Genomic DNA, 16,371 nt, shown 5'->3' on the forward strand with positions numbered 1-16,371 from the left:
CAACCAACACAACCAATCAGAATGAACCAATCGATCAGACTACTTACCTTTTTTCTTTGTTTTTCAGCGTTGACCGGGTTGGTATCCTGCGAGCGGGAAACGCCGGTTTCTCCACATCAATCCGCGACCGAACAACCCCAAACCGTTGGCCTTGACGATGAAATTCTGGTGGTGGCGTCCAAAAAATACACCTTGGTAAAACACGGCACGAAAACGCTGGCCTACGCTGCGGATGGGAAGTTAAAGAAAGTCACCTTCAGCCCCGGCCATTACATCGACTATACCTACCAGGATGGGGAGTTTCGGCGGGTGTTTACCAAAGAGTACAATGACAACAAGCTGGATGTGGCAACGACCTATTATATTCACCGGGCACAGGTTGCCGGAGGTTATCCGTACAAATCAAGTCCGCCCGCCGGGGCCTACTATAAAAATTATCCGGATCAGTGTTATCTGGTTAGCACCGAGAGGTATATGCACTACAAACAGGGGGATGAAATCATCAAAACGGAACACCTCTATACCTACAATGACAAAGGACAACTGGCGAGGATGGATTTGAGTAACTTTCAGGGCACGTATTATCCGAATAAACGCATCGACTTTGCCTACAATGCTACCGGTGATTTAACGAAGGCGACGGAGTTCAATGCCCAGAATGTGAAAATCCGTGAATCAACGTTCGAATACACGGCCTTTGGCGATCCGATCCGGAACGACCGGAATGCGCTAAACCCGGAGGAGATGCAGGTGGATCCGTATGTGATGGTTTTTGGCCAGTATAGCAAACACCTTGCACGGGGCAAAAAACGGGAAGCTTTTGCGCCGTATAGTTTGCTAAGCAATACGTATTACCAATACGTGATCAATGGCGATGGGTACGTTACAAAACAGGATACGTATACCCTTTTGAACGCTCAATTGATCCTTTCCACACCTTTCGAGTACACGGTTACGTTTCCCCGGATTGTGCAGTAAAGGGCGGATGATGAAGCCGGAACTAGTGTTTATGCCGTTCAAGGAAGCGCAATCGGCATCAACACTAGTTCGCTGAAACTGGTTTTTGTTCTTCAAAGGCTGATTAGTCTTTTTCAAAAGCGCTGAATGCGTGAATCAGTTTTGGGATGGCATCATCCGAGTGAAGCATTTTGGTGGCTTCCAGCGTCATTGTTGTGATTTCTGAAGCCCGCGCGCACATCTGTTTTTCAAAAGCGGCTATAGCGGTTTGAAGATCAGGAAAATGATTGTCAGAAAGACATTCTGCCAATTCAAACGCATCCTGCATGGCCATATTGACCCCTTCACCGGCATAGGGCGGCATCACATGGGCCGCATCGCCGAGCATGGTCAGGTTGGGCAGTGGCGTCCATTGCTGGTCGATGGGGTAATGGTATTGGGGCCGGGGTACGAAGGAGACGTCGTCGCTTTCGAACAATTCCTGCCAAGTGGGATCCCAGGATGCAAACGCCATTTTAAACCAGTCGAAGACTTGCGCCTTGCTGCTGAAATCAATACCGCTCTCCCGAACCCAGTATTCAGGCACCTTACAACCGGTATAAAAGGAAAGACTGCCATCCCCTTTGGTACTCAAGATCAATGATTTTTGGTCGCCAAAAGCAAATACTTTTCCACCGTTCAGAAGATGCGTCAATCCCGGTGCATTTTTTTGGGAATGATACACCGTGCCTTCTACGATGGTGATACCTGCATAAACCGGTTTGATCGCGGTAATAAAAGGGCGAATGGCAGACCGTGCGCCATCAGCCGCGATGACGAGATCCGCAGTGGCACCGGTGCCGTTTTTAAACTGCAAGTGCCAGTCGTCCTGTTGCGCTGTCATAGCAACCAGTTGACGATCCCAGACGACGGTTTCGGGGTGTAAGGAAGCCAGAAGTATATTTCGGAGCGGCCCACGGTCTATTTCCGGGCGGTTTTCCTCAAAATCATCTCCGGCATGCGTATCCATTTTGACTTCCAGGTGTTTATCCAAAATCCGCAGTTTGCCTGCCTCCGGGCGGTAATTGGCGTAAAAAGCATCGATTAATCCCGCCCTGCGAAGGGCTTCCAGTCCTGATTCTTCGTGCAGGTCGAGCGTGGCACCCTGAACCCTGACTTCGGCATTGAAATCCCTTTCGTATACCTTTACCGTTGCTCCGCTAAGTTGTAAAAGCCGCGCCAGGATTAAACCACCGGGTCCTCCTCCTACGATTGCTATTTTTTTGTTATTCAACAACATGGTCTGAAACGTTTGTTTTAGGCAACAAAACTATTTCTTCGGCAAGGTTGAAAATTGTATAAATCGGTCGTTTTCGTTTTTGCTCAGTTCCCGTGGTGTCACACCGGCGAACTTTCTGACATTTTTAATAAAATGGGACTGATCCGTGAAGTCCTGTTCGGGAAAAAGCTTGCCTTCTTTGAGTTGCCGGAAAGAAGCCCTGAACCGCAGAATCGTGCAGTACGCTTTGAGGGAGATGCCGAATCGCTGGTTGAAATACCGGTTTATTTGTCGGCTACTCCAGTTCACGGTTTCAGCAATCTCCTGAATCGGAATTGAGCCATCAGAAGAATACATGAGCGCAAAGAGGTTTTGCTTTCGGGGGTCTATATCGGCGGGTAGCTGACTGATAAAATGGTTGCTAAGGACACCACAAAAGTGATCGAATGCCTGGAAGTCGCGGGTCGTAATGCCGAAATAATCCGGTGGTAAACGGTACGCGGAATTGACCAGCGTGGGAAACTTTCGATCAAAGAGGTAGTCAACAGCGAGTAATTTGAAACTAACGGCAAACAAACGGCTTCCCGGAGTCAGGCTCGCGTGCGAAGGCTCGCTTCCCAGTCCCAACAGGGTGAGGTCGTACGGTTCAAGAAAAGAGAAAAAGAGGTCAATTCTGCCATCCGGCACAATGATCACCGGTTTTTCCTGATCAGAATGATTGGACAGCATCCAAAAGCTATCGACGAAATCAGAAAGCGGGGCATCCGGTTTGATTTCCTGGTATTCAATTCCTGTCATTGTCGGCATGGTCGTGTCAAGTCGCCAAGGGCGGCCATATGACCGTTAACCTACCGGAAAAAAACTAAAAAAACGTAGGTTGCCCGGAAAATCGACTCATTTCCCGGATCAAAGTTTGCCAAGCGGTTTCGGACGAACTTCGGGGTGTCGCCCAGCCCAAACGCCAGTTTGTCTGCGAAGTGAAAACCGGCTGGCAGGCTACTTACCGATTCAGACCCGGCAACTATCAACCCGAAGACCCCCGTTGTTGATTCTGGTTGGGAGGGAGTGGGAAGCTCCGCTACTTTTGAGTAAGCCATTCAATCAAAACCTCTATAGCGGGTCGAAATCTGAAAAGATGATCTATGTAATTGATAATAAGTAGTGTGTATTTAGTAGTGTTTAAAACGCCTGGCCTTGGCCGGGTGTTTTTTTGTGCCGCTGGATAAGAACCGGAAACGACTTACCGGGCTTTTGCCACAAGTTATGGGTCGGAAACGACCAGTTATTCATCCGTTCTTTCAAAAGAGCGCAATTAGCTCTACTTTCGATTAAAGATTTCACTATAGCTTTAAGGACATCAACCAGACTAAACGTGTCAAAACATGAGAAAAATAAAACGGCGGATCAGGAAAGAAAGGCGTTAGAAGAAGAGCTCGAAACCGAACGAGCCATCAATTTTTTTGCGATTTCACTCATTGATCAAACAACCGTCGAAGAGGTGCTGTGGGACGTTGCGAAAAACTGCATCGCCCGGCTTAACTTCGTCGACTGCGTGGTTTATCTGCTGGATGAGAAACGGAACGTGCTGGTGCAGAAAGCCGCCCACGGACCCAAAAATCCCCGGTCGTACGAAATTCTCCAGCCCATTGAAATACCCATCGGGCAGGGAATAGTAGGCTCGGTGTTGCTGACGGGAAAAGCCGAGATCATCGGCGACACCTCGCAGGACCCCCGCTACCTTCGGGACGACGAAATGCGGTTTTCCGAAATTACCGTGCCGATTCTGCTGGAAGGAAAGGTGATCGGCATCATCGACGCGGAACACCCCGACAAGAACTTTTTTCAGTCCCGTCATCTGCACATTCTGACGAGCATTGCCCGTCTGTGTGCCCAGAAAATCCGGCGTGTGCAGATCGAACGGGCGTATCAGCAAACCGAGCGGCAATTGCTGGAAAACAACAAACGGATTGCGGAAACCAAGCTGCTGGCCCTGCGGATGCAGATGAATCCGCACTTTGTGTTCAACAGCCTGAATGCCATCAATAAATTTATTCTGCAAAACGAGGTGGACGAAGCTTCGCTGTATCTAACCAAGTTTTCGCGGTTGATGCGGCAGATGATTGATAACACCCAAACCGAGTGGGTGTCGTTGCGCAGTGAACTGAAGGCCTTGCAGACATACATTGAACTGGAACAGTTGCGGAGTGATAATACTTTTGACTTTTCACTGGTGATCAACCCCGCCATCAGCCAGGACACCGTTCACGTGCCACCATTGCTGTTGCAGCCGTATGTCGAAAATGCGATCCGGCACGGGTTGTTGCAGCAGAAAACCGAAAAACCGCTTTTGCAGATTGATTGTCAGCAGATGGCCGGTTTTCTGGTGATCTGCATCGCCGACAACGGCATTGGCCGCGAAGCGTCGCAACAGTCGCAGGTCAACGGATTGATGGCCCACAAAGCCCACGGCAGCCGGATTGCGGAAGAACGATTGCAGATTGTCAATGAAATTTACGGCGTCGATGCCCGGATCGACGTGGCCGATCTGGTCGATTCGGTGGGAGCGCCAGCGGGAACCTGTGTTACGTTTACCATGAAACTCAAACAACCATGACAGCCATTATTGTCGATGACGAAAAACATTGCCGGGACGTACTTGCCCTGTTGCTCCAGCGGTTTTGCCCGCAAGTGCAGTTGCTGGCGTCCTGTGTGGATGGAATCGAAGGCTACCAGGCCGTTGAAATGCACCACCCGGACCTAGTTTTTCTGGACATCGAAATGCCCGGCATGAGCGGATTCGATATGCTCGAAGCCTGCCGTTTCAATACATTCGACGTTATTTTTACAACTGCCTACAACGAATACGCCATCAAGGCCATTCGGCACAACGCGCTGGATTATATCCTGAAGCCCATCGATAAAGATGAACTGGTGAAGGCCGTTCAGAAAGCCGAACAGGAGCGGCTGACCCGGACCCCGGCCAAAGTCGAGAGTTTTGTCGACTACCTGCACCGCCAGAAAACCGGTGACCGCATCGCGTTGCCCACGCTGGAAGGACTGCAAATTATCAACAGTGAAGAAATTTACTACTGCGAATCGGACGGCGGTTACACCCGGTTTTTCCTGACCAATGGCAAAATCGTTCTGATTTCCAAGACGTTAAAGGAGGTTGAAGATGTGCTGGAAACCAAGGGCTTCTGCCGCGTTCACCACGGCTACCTCATCAACCTGCGTTACGTTCAGCGTTACATCCGGGGCGATGGGGGCGAGGTGATCATGGAAAACAACAAGAACATCCCGGTGTCGCGGAACAAGAAACAGGAGTTTCTGAACTTGCTGGAGAAAATTTAAGGGCGGTTTTCGGTTCACGTCGACCCGTTGTAATACGGTCTACAGCATTTATTCCGGTTTCGGATGGCCCACAGACGTCGGCTGGCCGAAACCGGATATTTTTGTAATTTGCCCCTGAATCCTAACGCCTTACCGAAAATTATGAAACGAAGTATGTTGTCGGTCCTGCTGACCGGGCTTGCCGGTGTCGCTTTCGCCCAGACGCCTTATCCCACCATCGGTTCCATCGAGCGACTCGACCCCAAACTGGATGCACTGATTGCGAAAGGCGCCCAAATGGACGTGCTGGCTTCCGGCTTCGTCTGGTCCGAAGGGCCCGTCTGGGTCAGGGAGGAGGGCGGTTATCTGCTGTTCTCGGATGTTCCGCAAAATACGGTTTACAAATGGACGGAGAAAGACGGTTGTGTGCCGTATATCAAACCGTCGGGCTACACCGGCGTTGGCCACTACAGCGACGAACCCGGTAGCAACGGTCTGGCTCTGGACGGCAAAGGAAGGCTGATTTCGGCAGAACACGGTGACCGGCGCGTCTCGGCGCTGGTGTTGGGGGGCGCATCGGGGGGCAAAAAAACGCTGGCGGACCATTACAAGGGCAAACGATTCAACAGCCCTAATGATGTGGCTCCGCATTCGAACGGCAGTGTGTATTTTACCGATCCGCCCTACGGTTTGCCGGACCGGGAAAAAGATACCAAAGCGCGGGAACTGGACGTTTTCGGCGTCTACCGGGTGGAACCAGACGGCAAAGTGACCTTGCTCATCAGCGACCTCACCCGCCCGAACGGAATTGCCTTTTCGCCCGACGAAAAAACGATGTACATTGCCCAGTCGGATCCGGAAAAACCGTATATCATGGCCTATCCCGTTCAGGCCGACGGAACGGTGGGCAAAGGGCGGATTTTTTACGATGCCAGTGATGGAATAAAACAAAAACTGCCGGGTTTGCCCGATGGTCTTAAAGTCGATAAAGCTGGCAATGTATGGTCGAGCGGGCCGGGTGGCATACTCGTCGTTGCGCCCGACCGGGCCGACGGTCCCGGCAAGCTGCTGGGCCGGATTCGGACCGGCGTCGCCACGGCCAACTGCGCCTTCGGCAACGACGGCTCGACGCTCTACATTACCGCCGATATGTACCTCATCCGGATCAAAACCCTGACTAGAGGCCTCTAAAACCTGCCATCGATTTCCTCCCCGGAACCCCGGATCAAAGCCGGGGTTCCGGGGAGCCAGTCACTTTATTCTTAACTCTTCACTCATAATTCTTCACGCTGTTCTTAATCTCGCTATATTTGTACTGAAGCTGGTATGAAATGTGTAGTGAGGATTTCTGGGTTATAAGGTTATGATTGAGAACAGAAAATACATTGTCATCGGCGTTTTCTGTCTGGTTGGGCTGGTCTATCTGTCGCGTTTGTTTTATCTGCAAATCCTGGATGACAGTTATTCACTGGAATCGTCGAGTAACTCCATAAAACGGGTCATCGAAATCCCGTATCGCGGTCAGATTTATGACCGGAACGGGAAATTTATGGTCTACAATACGCCGGTGTACGATCTGTACGTCACCCCCCAAAAAGTACAAATTCCGGATACCGCTGCCTTCTGTCACTTGCTGAGCCTGGAGCGTACCGAATTTGACAGCATTATGGCGGCAGCCAAGGCGCATTCTTACCGAAAACCGTCGTTGTTTTTGCGGCAGTTGTCGAAAGAAGATTTTGCCCGGATTCAGGATGCCTTGGTCGATTATCGCGGTTTCGAGCACGTCACAAGTTCGATGCGGACGTATCCGGCCCACACCATGGCGAATGCGCTGGGCTACGTCAGCGAGGTCAGCCGCAAGCAGCTCGACGAACAGGAAACACCATATTACCGCCAGGGTGATTATATTGGACGAAGCGGCCTGGAAGAACAATACGAATCCGTCTTGCGGGGGCAGCGGGGCATCAAATTCGTGATGCAGAACGTCCACGGTGTGGTGAAAGGCTCCTGGAAAGACGGCGCGTTCGATTCGCTGGCCATTGCGGGCAAAAACCTGCATACCGGGATCGATGTCGAAATTCAGCAGTATGCCGATACGCTGATGCAGAACAAAGTGGGCAGTGTTGTCGCCATCGAACCATCGACTGGCCAGGTATTGTGCATGGTGTCGGCCCCAACCTACGACCCCAACTCACTGTCGAGCCGGTTTTTTTCCAAGAGCTACTCCAAACTGGCCAAAAATCCCTATAAACCGCTGATCAACCGCCCGGTAATGGCGAGTTACCGGCCCGGATCGACCTTCAAACTGATTCAGGCGCTGGTGGCTCTGCAGGATGGCGCGGTGTCGCCCGGTTCGATTTTCAGCCACGCTGGTTCGCCGATGAAGTGCCACTGCAACCGGTCCGGTCGGTTGAATCTTTCCGGGGCCGTTCAATATTCCTGCAATCCCTACTTCTACCACGTTTTTCGGCGGCTGCTCTACAACAACGCGGAACGAAACACCTTCAAGGCGTCGGCGATGGGCTTGCACCATTGGCACGATATGGTCTCGAAGTTTGGGATCGGGAGTCGGCTCGGCATCGATTTGCCGAGCGAACTGAGAGGAAGTTTGCCGGATGCGGAGTTATACGACAAACTTTACGGAGAAAAGCACTGGAAATTTTCGACGGTTTATTCCCTCAGCATCGGCGAAGGCGAGTTGCTGATCAACCCGTTGAAAATGGCTAATGTGGCCGCGATCATTGCCAACCGGGGCTGGTTCTACACCCCCCACATCGTGAGTGGCATTGGTGAGCCAGGGAAAGGAATTGACCCGAAATACCTCGAAAAACACGATGTCGGCATTGATCCGCGCCATTTTGAAATCGTCGCGGAAGGGATGCAGGGCGCGGTTGAACACGGCACTACCACCTTGGCTGCCGTGATTCCGGGCATTACGATGTGTGGAAAAACCGGCACTTCCCAAAACAAAAAAGGGAAAGATCATTCCATCTTTGTTGCCTTTGCGCCCCGCGAAAATCCGAAAATTGCCATTGCGGTTTTCGTTGAAAATGCGGGTTGGGGTGGAATTGCCGCAGCGTCGGTGGCTTCGCTCGTGATCGAAAAATACATCAAACGACGGGTCGATAACCACGCGCTGGACAAGAAAGTGAAGGAAGCCAACTACCTTCCCGCGATTACGCCACCTAAAAAACCGGCACCCAGAAAGTTTGTAGAACCGCCGAAGGACAGCACGGCCAAACCGATGATCGTGAAAACCGTTCCTGCCCGACCAGTGGCACCTGCCCCACCGGAAACCCACTCGCTGGCTTCCCGGCCAGTGACTACCAACGGAAATTAAGTATTCATCGTCTATAAGCAGACCGGCGACCCGGTCATCATTCCTTTGGTTTCGAGAGAACCACAAATTACGCAAAACATCGATTGGGTAACGCTCATGCTCTACATTGCCTGCGTGTTGATGGGCTGGCTGAACGTGTACGCGGCCGTTTACAGCCCCGAAACCCAGACGAACCTCTTCGATATGTCCACGGAAGCGGGTAAACAATTGATGTGGATTGGTACAACGGTATTGCTCATTATTGCCATTCTGGTGATCAACTACCGGTTTTGGGATACATTTGCCTTTGTCATCTACGGCATTACGATTCTGTTGTTGTTACTGGTGTTGGTAGCGGGATCCAATGTCAACGGTTCGCGGTCGTGGTTTAAACTGGGGGCTTTTTCCATTCAACCTGCCGAGTTTTCCAAACTCGGTACGGCTTTGGCCCTGGCGCGATATATCGACTATCCAAACGTCAACCTGACCAAACTGAAAGACCAGCTCTCGTGTGCGGGGATCATTGCCTTGCCGGCCTTGCTCATCATTGCGTCGAACGAAACTGGCTCGATGCTGGTGTTTGCCTCCTTCATCATCATGCTCTACCGCGAAGGGCTGCCAGGAATTTACCCGCTGATCGCCATTGTGATCGTGGCCCTGTTCATTCTGACGCTGATTGTGCCAAAATTCATTTTGTTTGGGGTTATTCTGGCCCTCGGTCTGCTGGTTTTCTTCCTGACGCCCCGCTACCAGCGTTCGGTGCAGAATGTAATGGTTATCGGCATCACGGCGGTTTCGATGATTGCGATTGTGGCCGGTGTCGATTTCTTTGTGAACAGTGTATTGCAAAAACACCAGCAAAACCGGATCAAAGTATTGGTCAACCCGGCGGCCGATCCGCTGGGCGTGGGCTGGAACGTGACGCAGGCCAAGATTGCCATTGGTTCCGGGCGATTACAGGGAAAAGGTTTTCTGGAAGGGACCCAAACCAAACTGGACTTTGTACCCGCACAAAGTACGGATTTCATTTTCTGCACCATTGGCGAGGAACACGGTTTTATTGGCAGTGCGGTTGTTTTAAGTATGTTTGTTTTTCTATTGTGCCGGATTGTAATCCTGGCCGAAAAACAACGAACGCGTTTCGCCCGGGTGTATGGGTATTCGGTGGCCGGTATTCTCTTTTTTCACCTGATGATCAACATCGGGATGACAATTGGCCTGATGCCGGTCATCGGCATTCCGCTGCCGTTTTTCAGTTACGGCGGTTCGTCACTCTGGTCGTTTTCGATTCTGCTGTTTATTTTCCTGAAACTGGATTCCCGCCGGGTAGGAATGTTTACGCGGTAAAGGAACAAGGTAATTCCCAATGTAAAATGATGAATGCTAAATGTAAAAGTGTTTCAAATCGAGCACTTTTACATTTAGCATTCATCATTTTACATTGGGAATTACCTTTCTAAACCACCTTCACCGCAATCCGATGGCAGGCATTGTTGCAGTAGCCTTCCGGATTCCATTGGGGCATCACCATCGGCTGTGAAACCCCCGCATCGTCGACGGCCCGCGCCCAGATTTCATAGTAGCCTTTCTGCGGAAGTTTCAGCTCTGCCGTCCACTGCTGCCAGGCCAGCCGGTTTTTGGGGCTCTGGAGTTTGCAGGGTTGCCACGTACTGCCGAAGTCGAAGGAAACCTGCATGGTTTTCACCGCCCGGTCGCCCGCCCAGGCGTGGCCACGCAGGCTGATCGACTGACCCAGATCCACCATCGCCCCGGTTTTTGGAAACGTGATGAGGGATTTGACCGGCATAGATTCGATGATCTTGAACTGATCCTCCGGCGGATCGACACCCGGCTGAACCGGATTGATCGGTACTTTGTAGCTTTTTCCGGTCATTTTTGCCCCATCGTGTACCTTGTTGCGAATGGAAATCGTGTGTAGCCACTTGCCCGAAACCGAAGCCGGCCAACCGCCAATCACCAGCCGCAACGGGTGGCCGTGCGTCAGCGGAATGTCCTTGCCATTCATGGCCCAGGCCACCAGCGTTTCGTCTTCCAGCGCTTTTTTGATCGGAATACCCCGCGAAATAACCGGTTTGGTGGCGTCCTGGCTGATGTGTAAATCTTTGCCGTAATACCCGATGTAAACCGCATCGTCTTTCAAACCGACATCCGCCAGAATGTCTTTCAGCCGGACGCCCGTCCATTCGGCACAGCTTACGGCACCGTCGCTCCACTGGTTTCCGGCGGTTTGGGGGGCGTAACCCGCCCGCCCATTCCCGGCGCATTCGAGCACCAACTGGTACGTATAGGTTTTAAACTTCTTCTTTAAATCGCTGAGGGAATAGGTTTTAGCCGCTTTAACGGATTCGCCGTTGATGGTAAGCTTCCAATTGGCTACATCAATGCTTTCGGGAATCAGTCCATTGTTCCGGATGAACATTTTATCGGCGGGTGTAATGGCATCGTCGAGCAAATGGGCGGGTGGTTCAACGTTCCACGGTTTATCGTTCAGCACGATCAGGTCCTTGTTTTTGATCAGCATCGGATTCGGTTCCTGAAAAGCAAGCGGGAGGTAACCGGTTGGCAGGCGGTCGGCGAAGGCGATTTTGGTGCCCAACATCCCGGCCATTGTGGCCAGCGTACTTTTTTTGAGAAAACCCCGACGGTTGAAGAGCGATGATCGATTCATGAAAGCAATTGAAAAGATTGGGTTGAATAGCTCAAAAGTAATAAAAAAAGACCTACAGGGCGCTTTCGTCCTTGCAGGTCTCTCAAATCAGTCGTGTAAATCAGGTGTTATACGACGGCTTCGCGGTGAATGATCGCGCCCCGATCCGGGCCGGTCGAGATAAAGCTGATCGGCAGACCCAGTTCGGCTTCTAAAAAATCGATGTAAGCAGCCAGTTCGGTCGGCACTTCTTCGTAGATATGAAAGTTAGCCAGATCGGTTTTCCAGCCTTTAAATTCCTTGTAAACCGGGACGACAGCCGTATCACACAGGTCATAAGGCAATTGTTCCGTAATTGTGCCGTCCGGCAATTGATAATGCGTACAGATGTTGATGGTATCGAAAATGTTCAGAACATCGACCTTCATCATAATCAGTTGCGTCACGCCGTTGATCATGATGGCGTATTTCAGCGCGGGCAGGTCGAGCCAGCCACACCGGCGGGGGCGACCCGTCGTAGCGCCGAACTCCCGGCCTTCCGCCCGCATCCGTTCGCCGGTTTCGTCCGACAATTCTGTGGGGAAAGGGCCGCTGCCAACGCGCGTGCAATAGGCTTTGAAAATACCGAACACCTCCCCAATTTGCCGGGGCGCAATGCCCAGGCCGGTGCAGGCACCCGCCGACATCGTGTTCGAACTGGTTACGAAAGGATAGGAGCCAAAATCAATGTCGAGCAGTGATCCCTGCGCACCTTCCGCCAGCACTTTCTGTCCCACAGTCAGGGATCGGTTGATTTCGTATTCGCTTTCGACCAGTTGAAACTGCTTCATGAATTCAACGGCTTCGAAGAATTCCGCTTCGGCCTGTGGCAAAACCGACTGGTAATCAAACTGATGATGATCCAACGTAACTTTGTGGAGGTCAACCAGTTTGGTGTATTTGGCGCGGAAGTTCGGCGAAAGCACATCGCCCACGCGCAGACCCTGACGGGCTACTTTGTCCTGGTAGGTTGGACCAATTCCGCGCAGGGTCGAACCGATTTTCGATTCGCCTTTGGACAGCTCATAAGCCGCGTCCAGCAGGCGGTGGGTGGGCAGAATAATCGATGCTTTTTTGGAAATAAAGAGGTTACGCGTCAGATCGAGCTTGTATTTGGCTAAACCGTCGATCTCTTTCCGGAACACGATCGGGTCGAGAACGACGCCGTTTCCGATGATATTTTTAATGTCGGTCCGGAAAATTCCCGACGGAATTTGGTGCAGGACGTGCTTATAGCCGTCGAATTCCAGCGTATGACCGGCATTTGGTCCACCCTGAAACCGGGCCACCACTTCGTACTGCGGGGCCAGTACATCCACAATTTTCCCCTTACCTTCGTCGCCCCATTGCAGGCCGAGTAATACATCTACCATAATAAAAAATTAAAAAATGACTGCGTTCATCGAGTTAGGTTTTAGTCGTTGAAACGAAGTGTTTGGGGGTTAGTTGCCCGACAACTAGTCAGTACGTTATCAAATAAATAGGTTCAGACCACGTTGCATACCTTAGCTTTTGCCATGCGGATGATGTGTTCCAATTCCATGAAATGGTTCAATTCCTTTTGCTCCTCTTCGGTTGCGTGGCCTGCTTTCTCTTTTTGCAGGAGTTCGTAAAAACGATTACGAAGTTCATCTGAAGCCTTGAATGCCAGAATCTGCTCCGGAGTTACTCCGGCTGAAATAAGATCAGTAAATTCAGCGTAGGCGTTCATAAACACTACTCACACAAAAATATAACAATTCGATTCGTTCACCGACCGGTTACGAAACCAGCGGTCGCCCGCCGTGTTCCTGAAGATCTTTTTCCTCCTCGCTTTTGGACCGGTTTTCGCAATGGTCGCGCTGGCAGCTTCCGTAGAAAATCAGCGAGTGGTGCATCACGTTGAATTTCAGCATGTCACCCACCAGCGACTGAATGTTCTGGACGCGTGGATCGCAGAACTCCATCACGTGGTGGCAATCCGTGCAGATAATGTGATCATGCTGCTTGTAGCCGTACGACTTCTCGTACTGGGCCAGATTTTTTCCAAACTGGTGTTTCGTTACCAGATCACAATCCACCAACACATCGAGCGTGTTGTAAACCGTCGCCCGACTGACCTGGTATTTCTTATTTTTCATTGAGATGTAGAGTTCATCGACATCAAAATGATCTTCACGGTTATAGATCTCTTCCAGAATAGCGAAGCGTTCCGGGGTTTTCCGCAGGGCTTTGCTTTCTAAATATGCCGTAAAAATTTTCTTTGCGGCATCGAGGTTGGCTTGTTTCGCTATGGGCATAACTTCACATTTATGAATTCCGGAGTTCGGTGTGTTGAGCTTAAGGAGCTGGTAGTAAGGTGTATACGAGACTATTTGCCCCCATATCCATTCACTCCAAAATCCCAGAACTCGCTAATGCAGTACAAAATTAATCAAACCGGGCTACTTTCACGACTCCGTCGACTTTTTCGAGTTTTTTCATCAACTCTTCAAGGTGACGGGTGTTGTGAACGTATAACTTCAGGGTGCCTTCAAAAATTCCGTCTTTCGAGTCAATCGTGATCGACCGGATGTTGATGTGCAGTTCGTTGCTGATGATTTTGGTTACGTCATTCACCAGACCCACGCGGTCGGTGCCCGTGATCCGCAAACCGGCCAGAAAAGCCAGGTCGCGCTGCGACGTCCACTTGGCCTTGATAATCCGGTTGCCGTGGTTCGACATCAGTTCGACGGCATTCGGGCAGGTGGTTCGGTGAATTTTGATGCCTTCGTTTACCGTCACAAACCCGAAAACGTCGTCGCCCGAGATCGGATTGCAGCACTTTGCCAGCGTGTAATCGATCCGGTCCATGTCTTCGCCGATCAGCAGCATGTCGGCGTCGGCCCGCTCGCCGTGGAGTTTTTTCAGTTCTTTTTCAAACTGTTTTCCGTCCTGAAGCGTGTCGGTATTGAGTTTGTTCTGGCGGTTTTCCTTGGATTCCTTGTCCGACTTGAACCGCTTCAGTTCCTGAACATCAATGTGTCCCTTGCCGACGCGATAAAAGAAATCGTTGGACGTTTTGGAACCGAAATACGCCCGAAGCTGATTCAGCACTTCGTTCGTCATTTCCAGACGAAGCGTTTTCAGTTTCCGGGCCACGGCTTCGCGCCCATCCGTAATGTGCTGCTTGTTCTCCTCCTTGATGAGGTCTTTGATCTTGGTTTTGGCTTTCGATGTCACCACAAACCGCAGCCAGTCCTCGTTCGGTTTTTGCTTGTTGGAGGTAATGATCTCGACCTGATCACCGTTGTTCAGCACATGACTGAGCGGGACCAGCGTCGTATTGACCTTGGCCGCCATACACCGCGCCCCAATCTGGGTGTGAATGTCGAAGGCAAAATCCAGTGCCGTGGCTCCACGCTGCAAAACCTTCAAGTCACCTTTGGGCGTAAAGACGAATACTTCCTCGCTGTACAGGTTACTCCGGAAATCGTCCAGAAACTCGATGGCCCCGGTTTTTTCGTTGCTGGCCGATTCGAGCATTTCGCGCACCTGACTGATCCAGGTTTCGATGCCGCGCCCGGTCTGGGTTTCGTTGCCTTTGTATTTCCAGTGAGCGGCATAACCTTTTTCGGCGATTTCGTTCATGCGTGCCGTCCGGATCTGCACTTCCACCCACTGCCCGGCTTTGCTCATGACCGTCGTGTGCAACGACTCGTAGCCGTTGGCGCGGGGGGTGCTGATCCAGTCTTTCAGCCGGTCGGGGTTGGGTTTGTAATGATCGGTTACGACGGAATAGGCCTGCCAGCAACCGGCTTTTTCGCTTTCTGGCGGCACGTTCAGAATGATCCGGATGGCAAACAGATCGAAGATTTCCTCGAACGGTTTTTTCTGCTTACTGAGCTTGTTGTAGATGGAATAAATGGACTTGGGGCGGCCTTTCACCACAAAATCGTAGCCCATTTCTTTCAAATCTTCCTCAATTGGCTCAATAAAGCGGGCGATGAAGCGATCCCGGGCGGTCTTGGTTTCCCGCAGTTTCCGGGCAATGTCCTTGTAGGCTTCCGGTTCGGCGTATTTCAGATACAGATCCTCCAGTTCTGATTTAATCGCGTTCAACCCCAGCCGGTGGGCCAGGGGCGCGTAGATGTAAATCGTTTCGGAAGCAATTTTGAGCTGTTTGTCGCGGGGCATCGAGTCGAGCGTCCGCATATTGTGCAACCGGTCGGCCAGTTTGATCAGGATCACCCGCACATCATCCGATAACGTCAGCAGCATCTTGCGGAAGTTCTCGGCCTGTTGCGAGGTGCCGTATTCGAATTTACCCGAAATCTTGGTCAGGCCGTCGATGATCCTGGCAACCTTCGGACCGAAGAGCCGGTCGATGTCAGCAATGGTCATGTCGGTATCCTCCACGACATCGTGCAGCAGGGCGGCAACGATGGAGGTGGTTCCCAATCCAATTTCTTCAACGGCAATCTGGGCAACGGCGAGCGGGTGATAGATATAGGGTTCGCCCGACCGTCTGCGCATGCTCTGATGGGCTTCCAGGGAAGTATTGAACGCCTTTTTGATCAATTTGGCGTCATTATCCTTCAACATCGGTTTCGCTTCCCGCAGTAACCGGCGGTAGCACTTCAAAATTTCTTTCCGTTCCTGGTCAAGATCAATGACCGGTTCAGCGGTTATGTCCATAGGGGTGCGTCCTTCTTCTTGGGTTATACGCTGCATCACTTTCGGGTACAGGATATACATTAATATTAGAAAACTGGCTTAGCAAATCAAAGGAATAGTTAGAAAAAATAATCCTCGTTCAGGAAGTGGTTGCTCAATACAGAA

The 16,371-nt window shown here is 51.2% G+C and carries 13 protein-coding genes; 6 read left to right on the top strand and 7 right to left on the bottom strand.

The window, feature by feature from the left end; translation table 11 throughout:
- Nucleotides 1–21: 21 nt before the first annotated feature.
- Entirely contained in the window at nucleotides 22–978 is a 957-nt protein-coding gene (locus ACS5NO_RS05350; protein ID WP_439414180.1) for a hypothetical protein, read from the top strand.
- Between the two features lie 103 nt (nucleotides 979–1,081).
- On the opposite strand, the gene ACS5NO_RS05355 is transcribed toward ACS5NO_RS05350, so the two are convergent.
- Both ACS5NO_RS05355 and ACS5NO_RS05360 read right to left on the bottom strand, forming a co-directional pair.
- On the bottom strand, nucleotides 1,082–2,236 hold the full coding sequence (locus ACS5NO_RS05355) for an FAD-dependent oxidoreductase (protein ID WP_439414181.1): 1,155 nt from the start codon (nucleotides 2,234–2,236) through the stop codon (nucleotides 1,082–1,084).
- Nucleotides 2,237–2,266: 30 nt separating this feature from the next.
- Nucleotides 2,267–3,013 carry a helix-turn-helix domain-containing protein gene (locus ACS5NO_RS05360; RefSeq protein ID WP_439414182.1) on the bottom strand — a complete coding sequence of 249 codons (747 nt, stop codon included), beginning with the start codon at nucleotides 3,011–3,013 and terminating at the stop codon, nucleotides 2,267–2,269.
- 574 nt (nucleotides 3,014–3,587) lie between these two features.
- Here ACS5NO_RS05360 and ACS5NO_RS05365 point away from each other — a divergent pair.
- The 5 genes from ACS5NO_RS05365 (at nucleotide 3,588) to rodA (ending at nucleotide 10,211) form a co-directional block, all read left to right on the top strand.
- The gene (locus ACS5NO_RS05365; RefSeq protein ID WP_439414183.1) at nucleotides 3,588–4,829 is read left to right on the top strand and encodes a histidine kinase; all 1,242 of its coding nucleotides are present in this window, start codon (nucleotides 3,588–3,590) and stop codon (nucleotides 4,827–4,829) included.
- Nucleotides 4,826–5,566, top strand: a complete 741-nt coding sequence (locus tag ACS5NO_RS05370) for a LytR/AlgR family response regulator transcription factor (protein ID WP_138989565.1) — start codon at nucleotides 4,826–4,828, stop codon at nucleotides 5,564–5,566. The genes ACS5NO_RS05365 and ACS5NO_RS05370 overlap by 4 nt, the downstream gene beginning before the upstream one ends.
- A gap of 141 nt (nucleotides 5,567–5,707) precedes the next feature.
- The gene (locus tag ACS5NO_RS05375) at nucleotides 5,708–6,736 is read left to right on the top strand and encodes an SMP-30/gluconolactonase/LRE family protein (protein WP_439414184.1); all 1,029 of its coding nucleotides are present in this window, start codon (nucleotides 5,708–5,710) and stop codon (nucleotides 6,734–6,736) included.
- 172 nt (nucleotides 6,737–6,908) lie between these two features.
- On the top strand, nucleotides 6,909–8,885 hold the full coding sequence (gene mrdA, locus ACS5NO_RS05380) for a penicillin-binding protein 2 (protein ID WP_439414185.1): 1,977 nt from the start codon (nucleotides 6,909–6,911) through the stop codon (nucleotides 8,883–8,885).
- A gap of 96 nt (nucleotides 8,886–8,981) precedes the next feature.
- Nucleotides 8,982–10,211: a rod shape-determining protein RodA gene (gene rodA, locus ACS5NO_RS05385; protein WP_439414572.1), complete on the top strand. Its 1,230-nt coding sequence runs from the start codon at nucleotides 8,982–8,984 to the stop codon at nucleotides 10,209–10,211.
- A 109-nt stretch (nucleotides 10,212–10,320) separates the two neighbouring features.
- Here the strand turns inward: rodA and ACS5NO_RS05390 are convergent, their stop codons facing one another.
- From ACS5NO_RS05390 to ACS5NO_RS05410, 5 genes are all read right to left on the bottom strand, one after another.
- On the bottom strand, nucleotides 10,321–11,553 hold the full coding sequence (locus ACS5NO_RS05390) for a sulfite oxidase (RefSeq protein WP_439414186.1): 1,233 nt from the start codon (nucleotides 11,551–11,553) through the stop codon (nucleotides 10,321–10,323).
- A 107-nt stretch (nucleotides 11,554–11,660) separates the two neighbouring features.
- Nucleotides 11,661–12,944, bottom strand: coding sequence for an adenylosuccinate synthase (locus tag ACS5NO_RS05395; protein ID WP_439414187.1), 1,284 nt, complete (start codon nucleotides 12,942–12,944; stop codon nucleotides 11,661–11,663).
- Between the two features lie 113 nt (nucleotides 12,945–13,057).
- Nucleotides 13,058–13,282, bottom strand: a complete 225-nt coding sequence (locus ACS5NO_RS05400) for a hypothetical protein (protein ID WP_439414188.1) — start codon at nucleotides 13,280–13,282, stop codon at nucleotides 13,058–13,060.
- A 49-nt stretch (nucleotides 13,283–13,331) separates the two neighbouring features.
- A complete protein-coding gene (locus ACS5NO_RS05405) occupies nucleotides 13,332–13,850 on the bottom strand; it encodes a Fur family transcriptional regulator (protein ID WP_439414189.1) in 519 nt (172 codons plus the stop codon).
- Between the two features lie 130 nt (nucleotides 13,851–13,980).
- A complete protein-coding gene (locus ACS5NO_RS05410) occupies nucleotides 13,981–16,227 on the bottom strand; it encodes a RelA/SpoT family protein (protein WP_114409445.1) in 2,247 nt (748 codons plus the stop codon).
- Nucleotides 16,228–16,371 lie beyond the last annotated feature (144 nt).

Origin of the sequence: Larkinella fluvii, assembly GCF_051857545.1 — a bacterium.
In the GTDB taxonomy this organism is placed as follows: domain Bacteria; phylum Bacteroidota; class Bacteroidia; order Cytophagales; family Spirosomataceae; genus Larkinella.

Coding starts and splice junctions, on each gene's coding strand:
- ACS5NO_RS05350 (WP_439414180.1), top strand. CDS start 22: ATGAACCAATCGATCAGACTACTTACCTTTTTTCTTTGTTTTTCAGCG.
- ACS5NO_RS05355 (WP_439414181.1), bottom strand. CDS start 2,236: ATGTTGTTGAATAACAAAAAAATAGCAATCGTAGGAGGAGGACCCGGT.
- ACS5NO_RS05360 (WP_439414182.1), bottom strand. CDS start 3,013: ATGACAGGAATTGAATACCAGGAAATCAAACCGGATGCCCCGCTTTCT.
- ACS5NO_RS05370 (WP_138989565.1), top strand. CDS start 4,826: ATGACAGCCATTATTGTCGATGACGAAAAACATTGCCGGGACGTACTT.
- ACS5NO_RS05375 (WP_439414184.1), top strand. CDS start 5,708: ATGAAACGAAGTATGTTGTCGGTCCTGCTGACCGGGCTTGCCGGTGTC.
- mrdA (WP_439414185.1), top strand. CDS start 6,909: ATGATTGAGAACAGAAAATACATTGTCATCGGCGTTTTCTGTCTGGTT.
- rodA (WP_439414572.1), top strand. CDS start 8,982: ATGCTCTACATTGCCTGCGTGTTGATGGGCTGGCTGAACGTGTACGCG.
- ACS5NO_RS05390 (WP_439414186.1), bottom strand. CDS start 11,553: ATGAATCGATCATCGCTCTTCAACCGTCGGGGTTTTCTCAAAAAAAGT.
- ACS5NO_RS05395 (WP_439414187.1), bottom strand. CDS start 12,944: ATGGTAGATGTATTACTCGGCCTGCAATGGGGCGACGAAGGTAAGGGG.
- ACS5NO_RS05400 (WP_439414188.1), bottom strand. CDS start 13,282: ATGAACGCCTACGCTGAATTTACTGATCTTATTTCAGCCGGAGTAACT.
- ACS5NO_RS05405 (WP_439414189.1), bottom strand. CDS start 13,850: ATGCCCATAGCGAAACAAGCCAACCTCGATGCCGCAAAGAAAATTTTT.
- ACS5NO_RS05410 (WP_114409445.1), bottom strand. CDS start 16,227: ATGGACATAACCGCTGAACCGGTCATTGATCTTGACCAGGAACGGAAA.